17 protein-coding genes and 1 pseudogene are annotated in these 20,991 nt (G+C 69.5%); 9 read left to right on the top strand and 9 right to left on the bottom strand.

The genetic code is table 11. The annotated features are described in order from the left end of the window. Positions 1-150 precede the first annotated feature (150 nt). Positions 151-582 carry a hypothetical protein gene (locus U9R90_RS12450; protein ID WP_411056499.1) on the top strand — a complete coding sequence of 144 codons (432 nt, stop codon included), beginning with the start codon at positions 151-153 and terminating at the stop codon, positions 580-582. A gap of 196 nt (positions 583-778) precedes the next feature. On the opposite strand, the gene U9R90_RS12445 is transcribed toward U9R90_RS12450, so the two are convergent. The 4 genes from U9R90_RS12445 to U9R90_RS12430 all read right to left on the bottom strand — a co-directional run bounded on the left by U9R90_RS12445 (position 779) and on the right by U9R90_RS12430 (position 3,398). Beyond that, positions 779-1,075, bottom strand: coding sequence for a hypothetical protein (locus U9R90_RS12445; RefSeq protein WP_411056498.1), 297 nt, complete (start codon positions 1,073-1,075; stop codon positions 779-781). 505 nt (positions 1,076-1,580) lie between these two features. Next, positions 1,581-2,174, bottom strand: a complete 594-nt coding sequence (locus tag U9R90_RS12440; RefSeq protein ID WP_411056497.1) for a hypothetical protein — start codon at positions 2,172-2,174, stop codon at positions 1,581-1,583. Beyond that, the gene (locus U9R90_RS12435) at positions 2,167-2,685 is read right to left on the bottom strand and encodes an RNA polymerase sigma factor (protein ID WP_411056496.1); all 519 of its coding nucleotides are present in this window, start codon (positions 2,683-2,685) and stop codon (positions 2,167-2,169) included. The genes U9R90_RS12440 and U9R90_RS12435 overlap by 8 nt, the downstream gene beginning before the upstream one ends. Positions 2,686-2,831: 146 nt before the next feature. Continuing rightward, positions 2,832-3,398: a Uma2 family endonuclease gene (locus tag U9R90_RS12430; RefSeq protein ID WP_411056495.1), complete on the bottom strand. Its 567-nt coding sequence runs from the start codon at positions 3,396-3,398 to the stop codon at positions 2,832-2,834. 141 nt (positions 3,399-3,539) lie between these two features. Here U9R90_RS12430 and U9R90_RS12425 point away from each other — a divergent pair, with 141 nt between their 5' ends. The 6 genes and pseudogenes from U9R90_RS12425 to U9R90_RS12400 form a co-directional block, all read left to right on the top strand. Next, positions 3,540-5,567 (top strand): thioredoxin domain-containing protein, encoded by a 2,028-nt coding sequence (locus tag U9R90_RS12425; RefSeq protein ID WP_411056494.1) that lies wholly within the window; start codon positions 3,540-3,542, stop codon positions 5,565-5,567. Between the two features lie 176 nt (positions 5,568-5,743). Then, positions 5,744-6,997, top strand: a complete 1,254-nt coding sequence (locus U9R90_RS12420; protein WP_411056493.1) for a glycosyltransferase — start codon at positions 5,744-5,746, stop codon at positions 6,995-6,997. After that, positions 6,994-8,685: an ArnT family glycosyltransferase gene (locus U9R90_RS12415; protein ID WP_411056492.1), complete on the top strand. Its 1,692-nt coding sequence runs from the start codon at positions 6,994-6,996 to the stop codon at positions 8,683-8,685. Before U9R90_RS12420 ends, U9R90_RS12415 begins: the two co-directional genes overlap by 4 nt. Then, the gene (locus U9R90_RS12410; RefSeq protein WP_411056491.1) at positions 8,682-9,986 is read left to right on the top strand and encodes a glycosyltransferase; all 1,305 of its coding nucleotides are present in this window, start codon (positions 8,682-8,684) and stop codon (positions 9,984-9,986) included. Before U9R90_RS12415 ends, U9R90_RS12410 begins: the two co-directional genes overlap by 4 nt. Positions 9,987-10,013: 27 nt before the next feature. After that, the gene (locus tag U9R90_RS12405; protein WP_411056490.1) at positions 10,014-12,464 is read left to right on the top strand and encodes a galactose oxidase-like domain-containing protein; all 2,451 of its coding nucleotides are present in this window, start codon (positions 10,014-10,016) and stop codon (positions 12,462-12,464) included. A gap of 121 nt (positions 12,465-12,585) precedes the next feature. After that, positions 12,586-13,365, top strand: a pseudogene (locus tag U9R90_RS12400) (phosphoenolpyruvate carboxykinase domain-containing protein); the annotation flags it as partial. 9 nt (positions 13,366-13,374) lie between these two features. On the opposite strand, the gene U9R90_RS12395 reads toward U9R90_RS12400, so the two are convergent. The 4 genes from U9R90_RS12395 to U9R90_RS12380 are packed head-to-tail and all read right to left on the bottom strand — an operon-like array spanning position 13,375 to position 17,994. Next, the gene (locus U9R90_RS12395) at positions 13,375-14,022 is read right to left on the bottom strand and encodes a hypothetical protein (protein ID WP_411056489.1); all 648 of its coding nucleotides are present in this window, start codon (positions 14,020-14,022) and stop codon (positions 13,375-13,377) included. Then, positions 14,009-15,556, bottom strand: coding sequence for a substrate-binding and vWA domain-containing protein (locus tag U9R90_RS12390; protein ID WP_411057721.1), 1,548 nt, complete (start codon positions 15,554-15,556; stop codon positions 14,009-14,011). The genes U9R90_RS12395 and U9R90_RS12390 overlap by 14 nt, the downstream gene beginning before the upstream one ends. Before the next feature lie 53 nt (positions 15,557-15,609). Then, a complete protein-coding gene (locus U9R90_RS12385) occupies positions 15,610-16,839 on the bottom strand; it encodes a toxic anion resistance protein (protein ID WP_411056488.1) in 1,230 nt (409 codons plus the stop codon). 30 nt (positions 16,840-16,869) lie between these two features. Then, positions 16,870-17,994: a hypothetical protein gene (locus tag U9R90_RS12380; RefSeq protein WP_411056487.1), complete on the bottom strand. Its 1,125-nt coding sequence runs from the start codon at positions 17,992-17,994 to the stop codon at positions 16,870-16,872. Positions 17,995-18,183: 189 nt separating this feature from the next. Here U9R90_RS12380 and U9R90_RS12375 point away from each other — a divergent pair, with 189 nt between their 5' ends. Together U9R90_RS12375 and U9R90_RS12370 are read left to right on the top strand one after the other, a co-directional pair. Continuing rightward, positions 18,184-18,651, top strand: coding sequence for a hypothetical protein (locus tag U9R90_RS12375; protein ID WP_411056486.1), 468 nt, complete (start codon positions 18,184-18,186; stop codon positions 18,649-18,651). Positions 18,652-18,885: 234 nt separating this feature from the next. After that, positions 18,886-19,509: a DUF4142 domain-containing protein gene (locus U9R90_RS12370; RefSeq protein ID WP_411056485.1), complete on the top strand. Its 624-nt coding sequence runs from the start codon at positions 18,886-18,888 to the stop codon at positions 19,507-19,509. A 94-nt stretch (positions 19,510-19,603) separates the two neighbouring features. Here the strand turns inward: U9R90_RS12370 and U9R90_RS12365 are convergent, their stop codons facing one another. Beyond that, complete coding sequence (locus U9R90_RS12365) at positions 19,604-20,815, bottom strand: pyridoxal phosphate-dependent aminotransferase (protein WP_411056484.1); 1,212 nt, start codon at positions 20,813-20,815, stop codon at positions 19,604-19,606. Positions 20,816-20,991 lie beyond the last annotated feature (176 nt).

The following is a 20,991-nucleotide window of genomic DNA, read 5'->3' as shown; positions in this document are numbered from 1 at the left end:
GTCAGCTGAGCCTGGGCGTTCTTGGCCATGGGCACCGTGGTGAACGGACCGGTGCCCGAGCTGATCTCCCAGGTGTCGAACTGGGTGTTGATCTTCTTCTGGGCGGGCCGCACCGACAGATAGGTCCGTCCGCCCTCGGTCCAGGCCCTATTGATCGTCACGAACTGCTTGGTGCCGGCGAAGGGGGCCTGGCTGGACGAGGCCGATCTGCCCTTCGCCGCCTCGCTGCTGTCGGACCGGGTGCCCGCCTGCGGGGAAGGTGGCTGTGTCTTTGCGGCCGTGGTGGGCTCCGCGGACTTCTGGCCGCCGTCCGACCGGTTTTCCGAATTACCGGCAGGTGCGGAAGGCGACGCCTTCTTCGTGGCCTCTGCAGAGTCCGCGGACTTCTTTCCGCCATCGGGCCGGGCGTCCGTCTTGTCGGCCGAAGTGGAAGACGACTTCGGCTTTGCGGCCGCGGCGGGGTCCATTCGGTCCGCGGGCTTCTCGCTGCATCCGGTCAGGGCAATGGCGCCGAGGGCGACAACGGTGAGCCAGCGCTTGGTGGTCCGGCGGCGTGAGGTGTTCATCGTCAACTGCTCCTGAATCCGGTGTGGTTGGGTTACATGGTCTCTACGCCCTACACCCTCCACCGGGTTGCATCCCGAGCAGATTATTTTTTTGGGAGTTTCGCCAGCGCACCGAACGGTGATGTCGCCGCATTCCCCACGCAACGACAAAGTTCCCGACGGTCAAGAAGATCGGCGGGTTCTCGTTATCGTGAGGCTCAGGCGTGCGCGACTCACGGCTTGTACAGGGACTGCAGCTTGGTTACCCGACCCTCTCCGTCGAAGCTCAGGTCGTACCCGATGCCTGCGGAGAGTCCGGAGTCCAGTTGCTTCAGCAGGGTGACGAACTGGGCCTGGGAGTACGGCAGAGGCTCGCTCCGGCCGGCACCGGACGCATCGTCGCCGCGGACCTGGGCCGTCAGCAGCACCCTGGCGTCCTTGGCCATGGTCACCGTGGTGAAGCCCCCCTTGCCGGGGATGATCTCCCAGGTGTCGAACTGGGTGTTGATCTTCTTCTGGGCGGGCCGCACCGATGATCTCCCAGGTGTCGAACTGGGTGTTGATCTTCTTCTGGGCGGGCCGCACCGACAGATAGGTCCGTGTCGAACTGGGTGTTGATCTTCTTCTGGGCGGGCCGCACCGACAGATAGGTCCGCCCGCCCTCGGTCCAGGCCTTGTCGATCGTGACGAACTGCTTGGTCCCGGCCCACGGGGTCTTACTGGTCGACGCCTCCGTGCCCCGCGAACCCTCGCCGTCGTCCGACGGGGCGGCCGTCCCCCCACCGCCGGCCGGTGCGGTGTCCGTCGCCGCGGCCGTGAGGGGACCCGTGGGCTCCTTGCCCTTCTCGCCGCAACCGGTCAGGACAAGCGCGCCGAAGGCCATAACGGTGAGCAGGCGCATGGTGGCCCGGCGGCGTGAAGCAGACATGGTCAACGTTCTCCTGGAAGCCGGTGCGGTGGGGTTACACGGTCTCTACGCCGCACACCGTCCCCCGGGTTGCATCACGGTCAGACTTTCTTGGCGCCCGCCGAAGCTCACTCGACGGTCAGCCAGAACGCTTCCCGCAGCGACCGAATCTCGCCCTCACCGTCGTAGTCGAGGGCGAACACCCACCGTGGCCCGCCACGCAGCCGGTCCACCAGCTCCCCCAACCGCATGTCCCCAGGCTTCCCACCGGCCATCTGCTCCACCTCGACCGGGGTCTGCGGCGACAGGGTCACCTGGTGCACCACTCCGGTGGGTACGGCCTTTCCCCGCTCGGTACGAAGCTGCTCCACGGTGACCTGGACCGCGTCCTCCAGCACCCTCGCGTCGTACACGTAGCCGATCTCGCTGGCGTACTCCTCACCCGGGGCAGGCGTCGGGGGTACGAACCGGGGAGCACTGTGCGACGGTGTCGGCTTCGCGGCGGTCGGTGCCGACCACGGACCGGGCAGGCCCAGCGACAGGCCTCCCACGGCGACGGCGGCGGCCACCAGCACGCCGCCCCCGATCTGGGCTGCCCGCTTACGGCGTCGACGCCGGTCACCGCGCACCCGGATCTGCTCCGCGGCCAGCGGCACGGCGGACCGTCGGCCCTCGTCGGCAAGGTCGGCGAGGTGTTCATCCAAACCGGTCTCGTCAACCATGCTCCACCTCCGAAACCCGGCCCGCCCGCGGATCCAGCTCAGTATCGGCCAGAATCCTCGCCAGCGCGGCCCGCCCCCGGCTCAGCTGTGCCTTGACCGTACCGACGGGGGAGTTGGTCTCGGCAGCCACGTGTTTCACCTCCAGATCGCACAGGTGGTGGAGCACGATGGCCCGCCGCTGCGCCGCGGGGATCTGCCGCAGCGCCTGCACCAGCAGCACATGGTGGGTGTCCGGCGGCGGTACGTCCGGGGGCGGGCCCTGGCGCCGTGCGAAGGAGAGCGCGGTTCGCACGCGCCGCCACCGGCTGACCGCCAGCCGCCAGGCCACGGTACGCACCCATGCCTCGGGTGCACCGTCCTTGTCCAGCTGGGCCCGGTGCTCCCAGGCCCGGACGAAGGCTTCCTGGACCACGTCCTGCGCCTCGGCGCGGTCGCCGATCATGGCGTACAGCTGGCCGATAAGCCGCCCCACGCTCCCGGTGTAAAAGGCGTCGAACGCCTGCTCGTCCATCCCCCGCCTGCGGTTCCTGGTGGCCGTACATCGTTCAATCGTGCGAACAGTGCCATCCGCCAAGCCTGCGGCGCAAGGACCGTCACGTCACCGAGACCTGGTCTACGACGGAACCGAGACTGCCGGGCGCCTGCGGACCAGTTGGTTCAGATTGCTCCCAGGTCGACAGTGACGGAGAACGGCGCGGCAGCCTTGATCACGCCGGTGAACATCTCGCCGTCCCTGTAGGCCTTGGTGGCGGGGTCGAGAACGTAGGTGTAGATGATGGGGACACCGGTGGCGGCCTGTTCGACGCGCCAGTAGAAGGGGATGCCGGCCTTGGCGTACTGGTTCACCTTCACGATCCGGTCGGTGGTTTCCGAGCCGGGCGACACGACCTCGACGACCAGGAGTACGTGTTCGGGGCGGGTGGGCGTGAGATCGATGGTCTCCGCCCGGTAGACGACGACGTCCGGACGGCGGTTGGTGAGCGGAACGTCCTGCAGGCGGACGTCGAAGTCCGTGTCGGCGTTCCAGTCCGGGCCTGCGGCGGCGTCCAGGGCATTGGCCAGGATTCGGGCCAGCCGGTGGTGCCGCTTGGAGGCGCTCGGGCTCACGACGACCATCCCGTCCACGATCTCGATGCCGGCACACTGTTCCTCGGACCAGGAGTCGTACTGCTCGGCGCTGATCTGGGTGTGCATCCACGCGGGCGCCACCATCTCGGCGGTCATGGTGTGCCTCCTTCGAGGAGCCTCAACAGTTCCAGCGCTGCTGGGCTCAGCCTACTGTCCTGTGATGGCGGGGCGCCCGAGCGAGGCAGGGCCCGTGCGGGCTTCGCCGACGGCGTTGGGCGTTGTGAGAGGCTGGGGCGTATGAACCGGCTGGCTGGTGTGACCTCGCCTTATCTGCTTCAGCACGCTGACAATCCGGTCGACTGGTGGCCCTGGACGCCGGAGGCATTCGAGGAAGCACGACGGCGTGACGTACCCGTCCTGCTGTCGGTCGGCTACTCGGCGTGCCACTGGTGCCATGTCATGGCGCACGAGTCGTTCGAGGACGAACAGACCGCGGCGCTCATGAACGACCACTTCGTCAACATCAAGGTCGACCGCGAAGAGCGCCCCGATGTGGACGCCGTCTATATGGAGGCCGTCCAGGCCGCCACCGGACAGGGCGGCTGGCCGATGACCGTCTTCCTGACGGCGGACGCCGAGCCCTTCTATTTCGGTACGTACTTCCCGCCGGAGCCTCGGCACGGCATGCCCTCCTTCCGGCAGGTCCTCGGTGGCGTGCACTCCGCCTGGGCCGACCGGCGCGACGAGGTCGCCGAGGTCGCCGGGAAGGTCGTGCGGGATCTGGCCGGGCGCGAGTTGTCGTACGGGGGTGCCAAGCTGCCCGGCGAGGAGGAGCTGGCGCAGGCGCTGCTCGGGCTGACGCGGGAGTACGACGCGACGTACGGCGGGTTCGGCGGGGCGCCGAAGTTCCCGGCGTCGATGGTGGTGGAGTTCCTGCTGCGGCACCACGCCCGTACGGGGGCCGAAGGGGCCCTGGAGATGGCGCGGGACACCTGTGAGCGGATGGCGCGCGGCGGGATCTACGACCAGCTGGGCGGCGGGTTCGCGCGGTACTCCGTGGACCGGCAGTGGGTCGTGCCGCACTTCGAGAAGATGTTGTATGACAATGCGCTGCTCTGCCGGGCGTACGCGCACCTCTGGCGGGCGACGGGGAGTGAGCTGGCCAAGCGGGTGGCCCTGGAGACCGCCGACTTCATGGTGCGTGAGCTGCGCACCAACGAGGGGGGCTTCGCCTCCGCGCTGGACGCCGACAGTGATGACGGGCACGGGAAGCACGTCGAGGGGGCGTACTACGTCTGGACTCCGGCGCAGCTGCGTGAGGTGTTGGGGGACGAGGACGCCGAGTTCGCCGCCGCCTGCTTCGGGGTGACCGAGGAGGGGACCTTCGAGGAGGGGGCCTCGGTTCTTCAACTACCTGCCACGGACGAGCCGGTGGACGCGGAGCGGCTCGCGGACGTACGGGCCAGGCTGCTCGCCGCGCGCGAGGAGCGGCCGCGGCCCGAGCGGGACGACAAGGTGGTCGCCGCCTGGAACGGCCTGGCGATCGCGGCCCTCGCGGAGGTGGGCGCGTACTTCGAGCGGCCCGACCTCGTGGACGCCGCGCTGACCGCGGGCGATCTGCTGGTACGGCTGCACATGGGGCCGGACGCGCGACTGTCCCGTACCTCCAAGGACGGCCACGGCGGCGCCAACGCGGGGGTGTTGGAGGACTACGCGGATGTCGCCGAGGGGTTCCTGGCACTGGCGTCGGTCACCGGCGAGGGCGTCTGGCTGGAGTTCGCCGGGTTCCTGCTCGACATCGTGATCGACCAGTTCGTGGGCGAGAGCGGGACGTTGTACGACACGGCGCATGACGCGGAGCAGTTGATCCGGCGCCCGCAGGACCCGACCGACAACGCGACCCCGTCGGGCTGGTGCGCGGCCGCCGGAGCTCTGCTGACGTACGCGGCGCACACCGGAGCCGAGCCGCATCGCACCGCCGCCGAGCGGGCGTTGGGTGTCGTGGCGGCGCTCGGGCCACGCGCCCCGCGCTTCATCGGGCACGGCCTGGCGGTGGCCGAGGCGCTGCTCGACGGCCCCCGCGAGATCGCCGTCGTGGGCCACCCCGACGACCCCGCCGCCCGTGAACTGCACCGCGCGGCGCTGCTGGCCACAGCGCCCGGCGCGGTGGTGGCGCTCGGTCAACCAGGCGGTACGGAACTGCCGTTGACGGCGGACCGCCCTCTGGTGGACGGCCGCCCCGCCGCCTACGTGTGCCGGAACTTCACCTGCGACGCACCTGTCACAGATGTGTCGCACCTCACAGATCGGTTGAGGCAACCCTGAAGAGCGCAAAGCAGTCGTACCCCCGTTAGTACCGAGGTAGGGGCTGCGGGGCGCCACGGCGAAACATGGCATTTTTCTGAACAGTGTCTGGGTTTCACATGATCCCCCTATTCTCGGTGCAGTGATGGGGGTGGCACGGCTGACTGGCCGTGCTTCAGGGGGTCTGGGGGGACTCATTGTTCACGTCCGTACTAATCGTCTGTGTTTCGCTGACGCTGTTCTGGATGGCGGCCTTCACGCTCTGGTGGCAGATGCACGCCTGGCGTACGCCCGAGACGCTCGCGTCGACCCGCTTCGAACCACCCGGGGGCGGCATCGGCCTCTCCTTCTCGCTCCTGGTGCCGGCCCGCCATGAGCAGGCCGTACTCGACCACACGATCCAACGGCTGCTGGAGTCCAGCCACGCCGACTTCGAGATCCTCGTCATCATCGGCCACGACGACCCGGAGACCGCCGAGGTCGCCTTCGACGCGGCGGCCCGCGACCCGCGGGTGCGGGTCGTCACCGACACCCACGACGTCAAGAACAAACCCAAGGCGCTGAACACCGCGCTGCCGGAGTGCCGCGGCGATGTCGTCGGCGTGTTCGACGCCGAGGACCAGGTCCACCCCGAACTGCTTACCCACGTGGACCACGCGTTCCGCTCCACCGGCGCCCATGTGGTCCAGGGCGGGGTGCAGTTGATCAACTTCCACTCCAGCTGGTACAGCCTGCGCAACTGCCTGGAGTACTTCTTCTGGTTCCGCTCCCGGCTGCATCTGCACGCCCAGAAGGGGTTCATCCCGCTCGGCGGCAACACCGTCTTCGTCCGTACGGACGTCCTGCGGGAGGCCGGCGGCTGGGACCCCAACTGCCTCGCCGAGGACTGCGACCTGGGCGTACGGCTCTCCAGTACGGGCAAGCGCGTCGTCGTCGCGTACGACAGCGACATGGTGACCCGCGAGGAGACGCCCGGCAGCCTGATATCCCTGCTCAAACAGCGCACCCGCTGGAACCAGGGCTTTCTGCAGGTCTACCGCAAACACGACTGGAAACAACTCCCGGGCCGCGGCCAGCGGATGCTGGCCCGCTACACCCTGATGACCCCCTTCCTCCAGGCGTTCACGGGCGTGGTCATTCCGCTCAACGTCGCCGTCGCCCTCTTCCTCGATGTCCCCGTGGGCATCGCCTTCTTCACCTTCCTGCCGCTGATCACCGCCATCATCACCTTCGTCTTCGAAGTGGTCGGGCTGCACGACTTCGGCAAGCAGTACGGACTCCGGGTCCGTCTTGTGCACTACCTGAAGCTCATCATCGGCGGGCCCTTCTACCAGATGCTCCTGGCCGGCGCGGCGATCCGCGCGGTCTGGCGGGAGCAGCGGGGCCGCAGCGAATGGGAGCTGACCAGCCATGTAGGGGCACATCTCAGTCACGAGGAGACCGTTAGGTGACCTCCACCCTCCACACGGCGGGCGCTTCCGGCACCGCCGCGCAGTCCACCCGCGCGCCCGAACGGCCCACGCCGCCAAGGCAACGGAAGCCCGCACCGGACACCCCGCCGAACTCCGCCAAGCGCATCCTCACGTCACGGCCCGTCATACGTTTTCGAAGCTCGCCCCCCGACCTGCTGCTCTGCGCCGTCCTGCTCGCCGCGATCCTCGTCGTCCAGGGCTGGAACATCGCCGCCTACCCGACCCTGAGCGACGACGAGGGCACCTACCTCGCCCAGGCGTGGGCCGTCCAGCAGGGCGAGGGGCTCGCCCACTACACGTACTGGTACGACCATCCGCCGCTCGGCTGGATCCAACTCGCCCTGCTCACCTACATACCCGCGAAGCTCTCGCCCGACCTCATGACCGTCGGGCACATGCGGGTCGCGATGCTGCTGGTCAGCGCCGCGAGCGCGGTCCTGCTGTACGTCCTCGCGCGCCGGCTGTGGCTGCCGCGCTGGGCGGCGGGCCTGGCCATGGTGCTCTTCGGGCTCTCGCCGCTCGCCGTCGTCCTGCAGCGCGAGATCTTCCTCGACAACATCGCGGTGATGTGGATGCTGCTGGCGTTCTGCCTGGCCGCATCCCCCAACCGGCACCTCTGGCACCACATCGCGGCCGGGATCGTCGCCGCCGTCAGCGTGCTCACCAAAGAGACGATGCTGATCGTGCTGCCAGCGCTGCTGGTCACCATGTGGCGGCACAGCCACCACGACACCCGGAAGTTCGCCGTCACCGGCGCGGTCACCTCCTGCGCGCTGATCGGCCTCGGCTATCCGCTGTACGCCCTGCTCAAGGGCGAGTTGTTCGCGGGCGAGGGGCATGTGTCGCTGTGGGACGGCATCACGTACCAGATGACCCGGCCCGGCTCCGGCTTCATCCTGGACGCGGGGTCCGGGTCGCACGGCGTCCTTGAGGCCTGGCTGTACTACGACCGCATCCTGCCGCTCGGCGGGCTCGCCGGAGCGCTTCTGCTGCTGCTCGTACTGCGCTGGTCGGTCACCGCGCGGGCGCTGGCCGGGCCCGCGCTCACGGTGGCGGTGCTGGCACTGGTGGCGATGCGCCCCTCGGGCTATCTGCCCGCGATGTACATCATCCAGGCGCTGCCGTTCCTCGCCCTGGTGCTGGCCGGAGCGGCGGCCAGCGTGGTCCACGGCATCCTGCGGCGGCTGCGCGGCCCCGACGAGCGGCGGGTGTTCACCGGGCTGCGCTGGGCCCTCGCCCTCGCCCTGGCCGGTCTCGCGCTCAGTTACGCAGCGCCCCGCTGGTACGACGGCAACCGCACCGCGATGACCGTCGACGCCAACGGCCCCTACCGCGCGGCCGCCGCCTGGATGGCGAGCGAGGTGCCGAACCCGGCCGACACGCGCGTACTGGTCGACGACTCGCTCTGGCTCGACCTGGTGCACGCGGGCTACGAACCGGGCGGCGGCGCGATCTGGTTCTACAAGGCTGACCTCGACCCGGCGGTCACCAAGACGCTGCCGCGCGGCTGGCGGGACGTGGACTACGTCGTGTCCTCGCCGACCGTACGACGTGACTCGCCCCAGCTGGCCACGGTCAGCGCGGCGCTCAAGCACTCGACGCCCGTCGCCGTCTTCGGCGAGGGCCCGGACCGTATCGAGATCCGAAAGATCGAGGGAAGCCGATGAGCACCGTGCCCACGCCCGCGGAGGACGCGCTCGGCGCCTTGACGGAAACCGAGTTGGCGGACGTACCCGAACCCGGTGCCGTCACCGTGATCATCCCGACCTTCAACGAGTCGGCGAACGTGGGGGAGTTGCTCCGCCAGATCACCGTGTCGGTGCCCGCCCGGCTGCCCTGCGAGGTGATCTTCGTGGACGACTCCACGGACGACACCCCGCAGCTCGTCCAGGAAGCCGCCCGCACCTGCCCGTTCCCGGTCACCGTCATCCACCGCGACCAGCCCGACGGCGGGCTCGGCGGCGCGGTCGTCGAGGGAATGAAGGCGGCCACCTCCGACTGGATCGTCGTGATGGACGCCGATCTCCAGCACCCGCCGTCCCTGGTACCGGAGTTGGTGGCCACCGGTGAGGAGCGCGGCGCGGACCTCGTCGTCGCCAGCCGCTACACCAAGGGCGGCAGCCGCGCCGGACTCGCGGGCGGCTACCGCATCGCGGTGTCCCGCGGCGCCACCTACCTCGCCAAGAGCCTCTTCCCGCGCGCACTGCGCGGCATCAGCGACCCGATGAGCGGCTTCTTCGCGATCCGCCGCAGCGCGGTGACCGCGGACGCGCTCAAGCCGCTCGGCTACAAGATCCTGCTTGAGCTCGCGGTGCGCTGCCGTCCCGGCACGGTCGCCGAGGTGCCGTTCGTCTTCCAGGACCGGTACGCGGGCGAGTCCAAGTCGACCGCGAGGGAGGGCCTGCGCTTTCTGCGCCACCTAGTGGAGCTGCGTACGGCGTCACCGCTCGCCCGGATGGTGGCCTTCGGACTGATCGGCGTCACCGGCTTCGTACCGAACCTGGCCGCGCTGTACGCACTCACCGAGACCGGCATGCACTACCTGCCGGCCGAGATCCTCGCCAACCAACTCGGCGTGGCCTGGAACTTCCTGCTGATCGAGGTCCTGCTCTTCCGCGACCGGCGACAGCACCGGCACTGGGCGGACCGCACAGCACGCTTCGCGGTGCTCGCCAACGCCGACCTGGTACTGCGCCTCCCGTTGATCGCGCTGCTGGTGGGGGCGTGGGGCGTCGCGGTCCTGCCCGCGACGGTGATGGCGCTGCTGGTCACCTTCGTACTGCGGTTCGTGGCGACGGAGGCGCTGATCTATCTGCCGCGTAAGAGCGGTAAGAGGAGCGAGAGCAGTACGAGCAGCAAGAGCCGTAGGAGCCGCAAGAACGCCAAGCACCGCAAGGGCGCACGCTCCACGAACAGCACCACCGCAGCAGCTGCGACCTCCGCAGCACCCGCAAGAGGAAAGGCGTAACGAGCCGCACCACGAGGGGAACACCCAGTGACACCCAGCCGAACATACCGACGCACCACACCCCGACGCAGATTCCGCACCGCCCTGCTGGCGGTCGGCGTACTCACCGGCGGCCTGCTGATCTCCGTACCGCAGCAGGAGGCGGCGGCCGCGCCGAACCTCATCAAGAACCCCGGCTTCGAGACGGCCGGAGCGGGCGATATGCCCGCCTGTTGGACCCAGTCCGGCTGGGGCGACAACGACTTCACCTTCGAGGCCGTCGCCGACGCACACTCGGGCGCCAAGGCGATGAAGGTCGAGCTGACCCGCCGCGTCGACGGCGACCGCAAGGCGCTGATCACCGAGTCGGCCGAGTGCGCGCCGACCGTCGCCGAAGGCAAGCAGTACGACCTGTCGCTCTGGTACAAGTCGACGACCCCGGACACCTCGGTCACGCTCTTCCGCAAGGACGCGACGGCCGGCTGGCAGTACTGGACCGACCTCAAGACCCTCCCGGTGAGCGCGGCCTACGCCGAGACCGAGGTACGTACGCCGCCCGTTCCGGCCGGTACCGAGCAGATCACCTGGGGTGTCTCCGTCTTCGGCGTCGGCTCCGTCACCACGGACGACTATGTGATGGAGGAGGTCGCGGAGCCCGTTCCCGACCCGGACTGCACCGGCACAGCCGAGGAGTGCGCGAACGGCAAGTGGGAGGTCCTGCCGACCCAGAACCCGGTGCGCTCGATGCACTCGGTCGTGCTGCACAACGGCAAGGTGCTGCTGATCGCGGGCTCCGGCAACGACCCGGAGCGGTTCGAGCGGGGCGAGTTCGAGACGACGCTGTACAACCCCGAGGACGGCACGTACAAGGACATCCACACGCCGAAGGACATGTTCTGCGCGGGCCATGTGCAGCTGTCCGACGGCAGGGTGCTGGTGATGAGCGGCACCAGTGGTTACTCGGCGGACGACGGTTCGATCGGCTACCAGGGGTACAAGGACTCGTACATCTTCGACCCGGAGACCGAGTCGTACATCAAGACCAACGACATGAACGACGGCCACTGGTACCCGTCGGCGACGATCCTCGGCAACGGCGATGTGCTGTCACTCGGCGGTCTGCGTGAGGACTCCACGGGCTCGGTGACGGCCGAGCTGTGGTCGGCGGAGCAGAACAAGTGGCTGCCGACGAACGAGGTCAACCAGACCTGGTCGTTCTGGGGCCTGTACCCCTCGATGGTCCTGATGCAGGACGGGCGGCTCTTCTACTCGGGCAGCCATGTGTTCGGCAACGGCACCCCTGGCACGGGCGCGTCGATCTACGACTACGACGCCAACACCATCACCGACGTACCGGGTCTGCAGAAGAAGGACGAGCGGGACCAGTCGGCGAGCGTGCTGCTGCCCCCGGCGCAGGACCAGAAGGTGCTGACCATCGGCGGCGGCAACATCGACTCCAACCCCGACGGCAACCGGCTGACCGACATCATCGACCTCAAGGAAGCCAACCCGGCCTACCGCAACGGCCCGTTGCTCCCGCAGGGGAAGGTGGACCTGGGTAACGGTCCGGTGGACCAGACCGGCGACCAGGGCAAGATGTACGTGTCGGCCGTACTGCTGCCCGACGGCAAGGTCCTGGAGACCGGCGGCGGGCTGCACAACCGCGCCGACCCGGTCTTCGAGACGTCGATCTTCGACCCGGAGACGGAGACGTTCGACCAGGTCGCCACCGACCCGGAGGCGCGCGGCTACCACTCTTCCGCCTTCCTGCTGCCCGACGGCCGGGTGATGACCACGGGCGACAACCCGGGCGACGGCTCCTGGAACCACAACGTGTCGGTCTACACGCCGCCGTACCTCCTCAAGGGCGAGCGCCCCGAGATCACCTCCGTCATCAACAAGGAGTGGAAGTACGGCGACACGCAGCGGATCACGGTGGACCGGCCGATCGCCAAGGCCGAGCTGATCAAGCCCGCGGCCGTGACGCACTCCTCCGACCCCAACCAGCGGTTCGTGGACCTGCCGCTCACGGTCGACGGCAACAACATCGACCTCAATGTGACGTCGAACCCGAACCTCGCGCCGCCCGGCTGGTACATGCTCTTCGCGGTCGACGCGAACGGGGTGCCGTCGGTGGCGGAGTGGGTCAAGCTGGGCGGTCCCGCGGCGCTGGCCGAGGACGCGCCGACGCCGCATATCCACGACTTCGCGGGCGAGCCGGAGAAGTCGGCGAAGAAGCTGCCGAAGAAGCGTGAGTCGGCGCCGGTCAGTACGCAGGTCTCGGGGTGCGACCGGCACTACGGCAGTGCCAACGTCTGCGTGCCGACGGTCTTCCCGAAGACCGTCGCGGCGACGACGGCGGCGCGCTGCGAGTGGCTGGCCGATCACGACTACGGCCGCCTCAGGGTCAACGGCAAGGAGGACCCGCTGAGCCTGGACCCGAACGGGGACGGGAAGGTGTGCACCAAGGCGGACCTGAAGGGCAAGGGCAAGGGTTAGCCCGGACCCCGTTGGCCTCAAACGCCGGCCGGGCTGAAATTCAGCCCGGCCGGCGTTTGAGGCCGTCTTTTCGCCGTCCGCAGGACTTTCGGGAAGGGGCGGGGTGGGGGATCAATCCCTNCTCACCGACGACGGCGACGTCTGGTGGGAGGGCCTCACCGAGGAGACCCCGGCCCACCTCACGGACTGGCGCGGCAACGACTGGACCCCGGAGTCCGAGACCCCCGCGGCCCACCCCAACTCGCGCTTCACCACCCCCGCCGCGCAGTGCCCGATCATCGCGCCCGAGTGGGAGGACCCCAAGGGCGTCCCGATCTCCGCGATCCTCTTCGGCGGTCGCCGGGCCTCCGCGGTCCCGCTGGTCACCGAGTCCTTCGACTGGAACCACGGCGTCTTCCTCGGCGCCAACGTGGCCAGCGAGAAGACCGCGGCCGCCGAGGGCAAGGTCGGCGAGCTGCGCCGCGACCCGTTCGCGATGCTGCCGTTCTGCGGCTACAACATGGGCGACTACATGGCCCACTGGATCAAGGTCGGGGCCGACAAGGACCAGGCGAAGCTCCCGAAGATCTACTACGTCAACTGGTTCCGCAAGAACGACGCGGGCAAGTTCGTCTGGCCCGGCTTCGGCGAGAACAGCCGCGTCCTCAAGTGGATCGTCGAGCGCCTGGACGGCCGCGCGGAGGGCGTCGAGACCCCCATCGGCGTCCTGCCGACCAAGGAGGCCCTCGACACGGGCGGCCTGGAGCTCTCCGACTCCGACCTGGACTTCCTGCTCACCGTCGACAAGGAGGTCTGGCGCGAGGAGGCCGCCCTGGTCCCCGAGCACCTCAACACCTTCGGTGACCACACGCCGACCGAGCTGTGGGACGAGTACCGCGCCCTGGTCAAGCGCCTGGGCTGAGCGCGCCCCTCAGGAGGCGCCGGGGCGGTGTCCCCGGCGCTCCTCCAGATAGCGCGTGTGCGTCTGCTGGCGGTGGGACTCCGTTTCGCGGAGTGCCACCGCCAGCGTGTCCGCCTCGTCGAAGAGCACCCCGAGCTGCCGCACCAGATGCCGCTCGGGTGGCTCCGAGGCCGGTGCGAGCCGGGTCCACCACCGGGTGCGGACGTACGCGTCGACGGCCTCGGGTACGTCCTGGCGGACGGCGCGCGCGAGTACGTACACCGACTCCGGGTCCGTGGCGAGCGCGTCCGCGACCCAGCCGGGGTCGAGCAGCGCCTCGTACCGCGTGAGCAGCTCTGTGAGCTGCCCGGACGCGGCGGGCGGCAGCTCCACGGACGTGAGGTACTCCCGCAGAGTGATGAAGTCCCCTCGGACCTCGTCCAGTTGGCTGGAGGGATCGGGGAACGCGGGTGCGGCAGGGCGCTCCGGTGGGGCGATCAGCGCGCCCGCCCCGTACAGCCCCGCCACCACGATCGGCCAGTAGGCGCCCGCGATGCCGGTGAAGGTCAGGGCGAGCCCGACGAGCCCGCAGGCGCTGCCGGTCAGGTTCTTCCGCGACTCCAGACAGGCCAGCACGCGGTGTGCCCTACTGGCACCCGCTTCTCTACTGGTAGCCACGGATCTCCTTGAACGCCTCGTCCAGGGAACCCCGTTGGGCGTCGAACAGCCGCCCGCCGGTCAGCCGGGCGATGTCCCCCAGCTCCTTCTTGTCCGAGTCGCCGAACAGGATCGGGAAGACCGGCGTCTCGCGCGCCGCGGCGGGCAGTTTCCGGTAGTGCGCCTCGAAGGCCGCGACCCCGTCGCCCGCGGTGTTCTCGCCGTCCGTCATCAGCACGATCGAGGTGAAGACGTCGGAGTTGGCGGGCCCGAGGTGGTCGTAGGCCTCGCGCAGGCTGCTGTAGATCGCCGTGTTGCCCTGCGCGGTCAGCGTGCGGGCGTCCTTGCGGATCGCCTCGAACCCGGCCTCCGGATCGCCCGGCCGCACCACATGCGTCCGTACCCACTTCACACCGGACCCGAAGGGGATCAGGGTCACCTCCTCGCGGTCCCGGAAGTCCCCGGTGAGGCTGGTGATGGCCTTCTTCAGCCGGGCCAGCCGGTCGCCGCGCATCGACGTCGAGGTGTCCAGGACGTACACCGTGCGCGAGGGTCGCCGCAGCTTGTTCTCGTAGGCGTCGAGCAGCCCGTCGGCCACCGACTTGCTGGCGGGGAAGGGGAGTTCGCGCCGTCTGCCGCCGGAGAGCTCCTTGGCGGGCGGTACGGAGGTGACCACGGGCCGCCGCAGAGTCTCTGCGGTCAGGGCCCGTTGGGCCTCGGGCCCGCGCAGATACTCGGTGAGCGCACGGGTCGCGTCGCGCGCGTCCGCCTTCGCCGAGGTGAGCGCGGAGAGCGGATAGGTGGCGGTGACCACGCCGTCGCGCGGCCGGATCACAGTCAGGTCCCTGCCCGGGCCCGCCGTACCGTACCGCTTCATGGACAGCAGTACGGACTCGTAGTTGATCAGCGCGTCCACGGTGGAGCGCTGGGCGTACGCCTCGGCCAGCCAGCCCGACGACCCGGAGGTCAGCCGCTGCCCGGCGAAGAACTCCGTCAGCTTCGGGCCGGCCTTCTTCACCTCGGCGTCGGTGAGCGCGGACTGCGCCCCCGAAAGCCCCGAGGTGACCGAAACCAGTGCGGAGAAACCAGAGTTGGAGCGCGCCGGATCGGTCATCCCGTACGTCAGCTTGCCGTCGGTGACCGCCCGGTGCACCTGCGACCAGGTCACGTCGTCCGGCTTCCAGCCCAGGCGGCGTACGGCGGCGGAGCTGACGCCGAGCGCGACCGGCGAGGACATCACGGACGTCTCGGAGACGACTTTGCGCTCGGCGCCGTCCCGCAGCCGCAGATAGTCGTTCGACGACAGCCACACCGCGTCGTACTTCCCGTCCGCGCGCCCCGAGGCGATCTGCTCCACCGCGTCCAGCGTCCCGGACCAGGTCGCCTTGACCTCGATCCCGGTGGCCGCGCGGGCCTGGTCCAGGACCGAATTCGTATCGGCGAGTTCACTGGAGGCGAGCACCCGGAGCGTCGTACCGTCCGCCTTCCGGCTCTCCTTCTCCGAACCGTCCGGCGGCCCGGAGGCGCAGGCCGCGAGCAGCCCCACCGCCGCCATCGCGCCGACAAGCGCCCGCCGCCTCACGACGGCCCGCCTCGCGGCAGCCCGCCTCACGAGAGCCCGCCTCGTGGCAGCCCGCCCTCGGCCGCTGCCCCGGAGGCCCGCGACCGTTCCAAGTGCACGCTGGCCTCCTGGAGTTCGGCTGTCAGCGACTCCACCGTCGCCGCCATCGACTCCGTGGCCCGCACCTTGTACATGTCGATCGCGTCCAGCGTCCGGTAGATCTGCTGGAACGCCGTCCGCAGCGTCTCCGCGCCGACCGCCGGGTCGGCGGCGATGGCCTGGATCTCGCCGGACTGGGTGGCCAGCATCTCCGCGTTCCCCCGGATCAGCTCATCGGTGGTCCCGCGCAGGGCGTTGACCTGCTCCACGACCTTGCGCTGGCTGTCCAGAGCCGAGGACAGCATCACCGCGATCCGCAGCGCGGACACCGTGGTGGTCGCGGCCCGGTCGACGCCCTTGATCAGCTCGTCGTTGTTGCGCCGCACGACGTCCATCGCCAGATAGCCCTGCGCGCACACCGCGAGCTGGGTCAGCAGATCCTGGTGCTTCTGCCGTACGGGGAAGAGCACATCGGCCCGCAGCGCGTCGGCCTGGCCGCCACCGCCGCTCTGGTCCGTCTCCTCCACCCCGGTGATGTGCGCTTCCAGCGCCGTGTCCAGTGCCTCGGTCAGTACGGCGTACTCCTGGAGCTTGCCCATGGTCTCCCAGAGGCGTACCCGCTCGGTCTGGAGCGCCGCGTTGTCCCGGCGCAGCTCGTCCTGGCCGCTGCGCAAGGTGGCGACGATGTGCTGCAAAGTGCCCTGCGCCGAGGCGTACTTGGCGAGGTGGTCGCGGAGCCGGTTGCCGCCGGGGAGCTTGGAGAGCAGCCGTCTGGCCCTGCCGCCCGGCAGGTCGCGCGGGTCCAGGTCGTCGACGGTGCGGCGCAGCTCGACCAGCGACGAGGCGACCTTGGTCTGCGCGTCCGCGGCCTCCCCGCTCTTACCTCTGCTGCCGCTGCCCGGCAGGTTGCGTACGGTGCGCTGGAGCATCCGGTTGGTCTGCTGTGTGGCGCCGCGCATCTCGCCGGAGCCGAGCGCCACCACCTCGCCGATCCGGGAGGTGAACTCGGGGGAGCGGGCGTCGAGCGCGGCGAGCCCGTCCACGTACTCGGCGGCCTTGCGCGCCATGTCCTCGCGTACGGACTCGTCGACCGGCACCAGACCGCTCGCCTTCGCGCGGGGTACGGGCGCCACCGGCTCGGGCGGCGTGAGGCTGAAGTCCTGTTCTTCTGTGGTCACTTGCTGTGTCTCCTAGAGGCCGGTCCGGGCCTAGCCGCGGGCCCGGCGCGCCATCTCGTGCAGCACCGTGGAGGTGGGCACGGGCGCCTGCCGGACACCGGTCAGCCGGTGGTTGAGGTAGGTGGTGTGCTTGGCGTACGCGGCGGTGAACTCGCGGGCCGCGCCCTGCGGCCGGAACCCGTGCCGCACGGCCAGTTCGCGCAGCCGCTCGTCGGTGCCGAGCAGCTCGCCGAGCGCGCGGCCCTCGGGGGTCAGCGGTACGAGGGTGTGGTCGCTGGACACCGTGGTGTCCGGGTAGAGGACGGTGAGGTCGCCGACGTCCTCGCCGCGCGCGAGCAGCGCGGCGACCTGCGACTCGTACACCAGGACCAGCGGGTTGCCGACACCGCTGACGAAGTCCCTGAACGGGGCGTCGGAGCTGGACTGTTGCGCGCCCTGGACGCCGATCAGCTTGCGCATCAGCGGCGCGGTACGGGCGATGTCCGCCTTGTTCGCGGCGACCCGGCCGCCGTCGGCCACGTAGGAGGCGGCGGCGAGATAGAGCGCGCCGGAGTTGGAGCTGAGCGGGTCGCTGGTGGTGATGAAGAGCGTGCCGGTCAGCTCGGCGTGCTGGTCGGCACCCTTGAGCTGCTGCCAGGTGCGGTCGGCTTCGGCGGCCTTGAGGAAGGCGCCGGTCCTGAGGATGCCGGTGCTCTTGCCCGTGCTCCGGCCCGTGCTCTTGCCGGTGCCCTTGTCGCCGTCCTTACCGCCTACGTCGGCGAGTTCGTTGGCGGCGAGTACGTCCACGGCGTCGCGCTGTGCCACGACCACCAGCGGCGAGTAGAAGGGCCGGGGCAGGGTGCCCTTGACCCCGTACTTCTTGGCGAGTTCACCGGCCGGGGCAGTGCTGCCGGGGAAGGCGAAGTCGTACCCCTTGAGGTCGCGGTGTTCCATCGCCCAGGAGCCGGAGCTCTCCGGCTTCACGGTGTAGCCCTTGGCGGCGAGGGCCTTCACCACGTCGGGATCGGCGAAGAAGTCCGCCTTCTCCGATCCGATCAGTCCGCGCACGGTCGTCGTTGCCGTGCTCGTGTCCTGCTCATCGCGGCCCGCGACGACGGCTGCCACCACACCGCCGATCAGCAGCACCGCCAGGACCAGTCCCAGGATGCGTTTCACAGCGTCAGCGTGCTCCCGGAACCGAACATTCCGAGAGGTTCCCGGTGAACGGGTGGTGACCGGTCCATCCCAATACGTAACGGGACTGTGCCGCTCCGGTGAGCCCTGGCGGTTTGGCTCAGGACCCGGCGCAACTTTAGACGGGATCTAAGGTAGGATGGGTTTCACCGCATCCCAGGAGGCCGTCCCATGTACGAACCGATCCGCACCAAGTCGGTCCACAAGGCGGCCGGCGCACGCTCCCACTCCGGCCCCGGCTCCGGCTCGGGACCCGACTATCCGCACCGCTCACGCGAGGAGGAGCTGGACATCCAGCTCGCCGGTCATCTCGCGGCACTGCTCGCCGTCACCGACGAACTGCGCGCCCTCACCACGGACACGGACCGCGCGGCCGATCTGACCTCGGCGGCCGAGCAGTTGGCGCGGCAGATCGCCCGGCTGCGGGGCGAGGTACAGCCTGTGCGGGCGACCGTCGCCGCCGCGATCCACGAGCCGCACATCGCGGCCCTGCACCAGCGCGCGCACGCCCTCGCGGGCCGCGCCCTGGTCGTCGCCGCGTCCCGCGCGGACACCGCCGCCGCGATCCTCGCCGCCGAGCGGATGGACGCGCACGAGGCGGCACTCGCCGCGCCCCGAGAGCTGACCGGCGCCCACTGAGACCGGCCCCGGTCCGCGCCGCACCCGCATGCGCGCGGACCGGGCGCCAGCGTTGCGTTCGTCCGGCGCAGCCCGATAAGCGGACTGCCACGCGGACCGAGACATATGGGGCGTGAGTGAACGCGGGCCGATACGTGTGAGGCGTGAGTGAACACGGGCCGCCCCGCATCCGTACGGGACGCCATGAACGCACACGCGCGAAGCCTCACGTCCCAGTACCCACGCGGTCTCGTCATGGCTGTCGTGGCGACGCTCGTCATGGTTCTCGCCGCCGCGGCCCTGTGGGCCACGCGTGGCAGTGCCAGCGCCTCGGAACCGATAACCGCCGACTTCCCCAGTGCGGCGCCCGTCGCCCCCGGTGGGGAGGTGACCACGGGTGGCGAGATCAGTGAGTTGGACAAGACGCTGCTGGCCAAGGTGCGGCAGGCCAATCTCTGGGAGGCGCCGGTCGGTCGGCTGGCCCAGACCCATGCGTCGAGTGAAGCGGTCAAGCGGGCCGGGCTCCACCTGATGGAGGGGCACAGCAAGCTCGACGCGAAGGTCCGCGAGGCCGCCCAGACCCTGAACGTCACCATCCCCGACGAAGCCACGCCCGAGCAGCAGGCCCTCGTACGGAAGTTGCAGAACGCCAGTGGCGCGGAGTTCGACAAGCAATTCGCCAACATCCTGCGCGCCTCGCACGGCAAGGTGTTCCTCACGATCGCGCAGGTCCGCGCCACCACCAAGAACTCGGTAGTCCGTGACTTCGCCGGCCAGACCAACCTCACCGTGCTCGACCACCAGAACGTGCTGGACGACACGGGTCTGGTGAGCGACGCGACCTACGACGAGATCGCCGCGGCCGTCGTCCCGCAGTGATCCTGCGGCGTTCCGCAGGGCCTCTACGGCGCCCGTCGTCCCGTAGGGCCCCTGCGGCGCGTCTCGCAGTGCCCCTGTGGCGCCCGCAATGTCGCTACGGCTGGCTGTAGCCGTCCAGGAAGTTGCCGATCCGGGTCACGGCCTCCGCCAGGTCCGCCGCCTGCGGCAGCGTGACGATGCGGAAGTGGTCCGGCTCGGGCCAGTTGAAGCCCGTGCCGTGCACCACCATGATCTTCTCGCGGCGCAGCAGATCGAGCACCATCTGCCGGTCGTCCTTGACCTTGAAGACCTTCGGATCGAGCCGCGGGAAGAGATACAGCGCGCCCTTCGGCTTGACGCAGCTCACGCCCGGGATCTGGGTCAGCAGGTCGTACGCGGTGTCCCGCTGCTCCAGCAGTCGCCCACCGGGCAGCACCAGATCGTTGATCGTCTGGCGCCCGGTGAGCGCCGCGACCACCCCGTGCTGGGCGGGCATGTTCGCGCACAGCCGCATGTTGGCGAGGACCGTCAGCCCCTCGATATACGACTCGGCGTGCGCCCGCGGCCCGGAGATCACCATCCACCCGGAGCGGTACCCCGCCACCCGGTACGCCTTCGACATGCCGTTGAAGGTCAGCGTAAGGAGGTCAGGGGCAAGGGCGGCGGTCGGGGTGTGCGTCGTGCCGTCGTACAGGATCTTGTCGTAGATCTCGTCGGAGCAGACCAGCAGATTGTGGCGGCGGGCGATGTCGGTCAGCCCGCGCAGCATCTCGTCGCTGTATACGGCACCGGTGGGGTTGTTCGGGTTGATGATCACGATCGCCTTGGTGCGGTCGGTGACCTTCCGCTCCACATCGGCGAGGTCCGGCATCCAGTCCGACTGCTCGTCGCAGCGGTAGTGCACGGCGGTACCGCCCGACAGCGACACGGCCGCCGTCCACAGCGGGTAGTCCGGCGCCGGAACCAGCACCTCGTCGCCGTCGTCGAGCAGGCCCTGCATGGCCATCACGATCAGCTCGGACACGCCGTTGCCGACGAAGACGTTCTCGACGTCCGACTCCACACCCAGGGTCTGGTAGTGCATGACCACCGCGCGCCGCGCCGCGAGCAGCCCCTTGGCGTCGCCGTACCCGTGCGCGGACCCGAGGTTGCGCAGCATGTCCTCGAGGATCTCCGGCGGGCACTCGAACCCGAAGGCCGCGGGGTTGCCGGTGTTCAGCTTGAGGATGCGGTGACCTGCTGCTTCGAGCCGCATCGCCTCCTCGAGCACCGGGCCCCGGATCTCGTAACAGACGTTTGCGAGCTTCGTCGACTGAATCACCTGCATGCGGCAACTTTACGGGCGCGTTTCCTGGCGGCGCGCGGTGTTTATCGCCATACGGGCACCCTGGGGCCGCGTGCGGGTCGCCCCGGCCTTCCATCGCAATGCGGCCGTCGGTGTTCGCACGCGGAACGCAGGTCCGGATGGGGCGCGGGCTTGGAAGTGCCGTCGGGGTGGGTGGG

Origin of the sequence: Streptomyces sp. E11-3 (genome assembly GCF_046540415.1) — a bacterium.
Classification (GTDB): Bacteria; Actinomycetota; Actinomycetes; order Streptomycetales; family Streptomycetaceae; genus Streptomyces.
This window is presented reverse-complemented; position numbering and strand designations above follow the sequence as displayed.

Coding starts and splice junctions, on each gene's coding strand:
- U9R90_RS12390 (WP_411057721.1), bottom strand. CDS start 15,556: ATGGCGGCGGTGGGGCTGCTCGCGGCCTGCGCCTCCGGGCCGCCGGAC.
- U9R90_RS12375 (WP_411056486.1), top strand. CDS start 18,184: ATGTACGAACCGATCCGCACCAAGTCGGTCCACAAGGCGGCCGGCGCA.
- U9R90_RS12410 (WP_411056491.1), top strand. CDS start 8,682: ATGAGCACCGTGCCCACGCCCGCGGAGGACGCGCTCGGCGCCTTGACG.
- U9R90_RS12365 (WP_411056484.1), bottom strand. CDS start 20,815: ATGCAGGTGATTCAGTCGACGAAGCTCGCAAACGTCTGTTACGAGATC.
- U9R90_RS12435 (WP_411056496.1), bottom strand. CDS start 2,685: ATGGACGAGCAGGCGTTCGACGCCTTTTACACCGGGAGCGTGGGGCGG.
- U9R90_RS12370 (WP_411056485.1), top strand. CDS start 18,886: ATGGCTGTCGTGGCGACGCTCGTCATGGTTCTCGCCGCCGCGGCCCTG.
- U9R90_RS12425 (WP_411056494.1), top strand. CDS start 3,540: ATGAACCGGCTGGCTGGTGTGACCTCGCCTTATCTGCTTCAGCACGCT.
- U9R90_RS12430 (WP_411056495.1), bottom strand. CDS start 3,398: ATGACCGCCGAGATGGTGGCGCCCGCGTGGATGCACACCCAGATCAGC.
- U9R90_RS12440 (WP_411056497.1), bottom strand. CDS start 2,174: ATGGTTGACGAGACCGGTTTGGATGAACACCTCGCCGACCTTGCCGAC.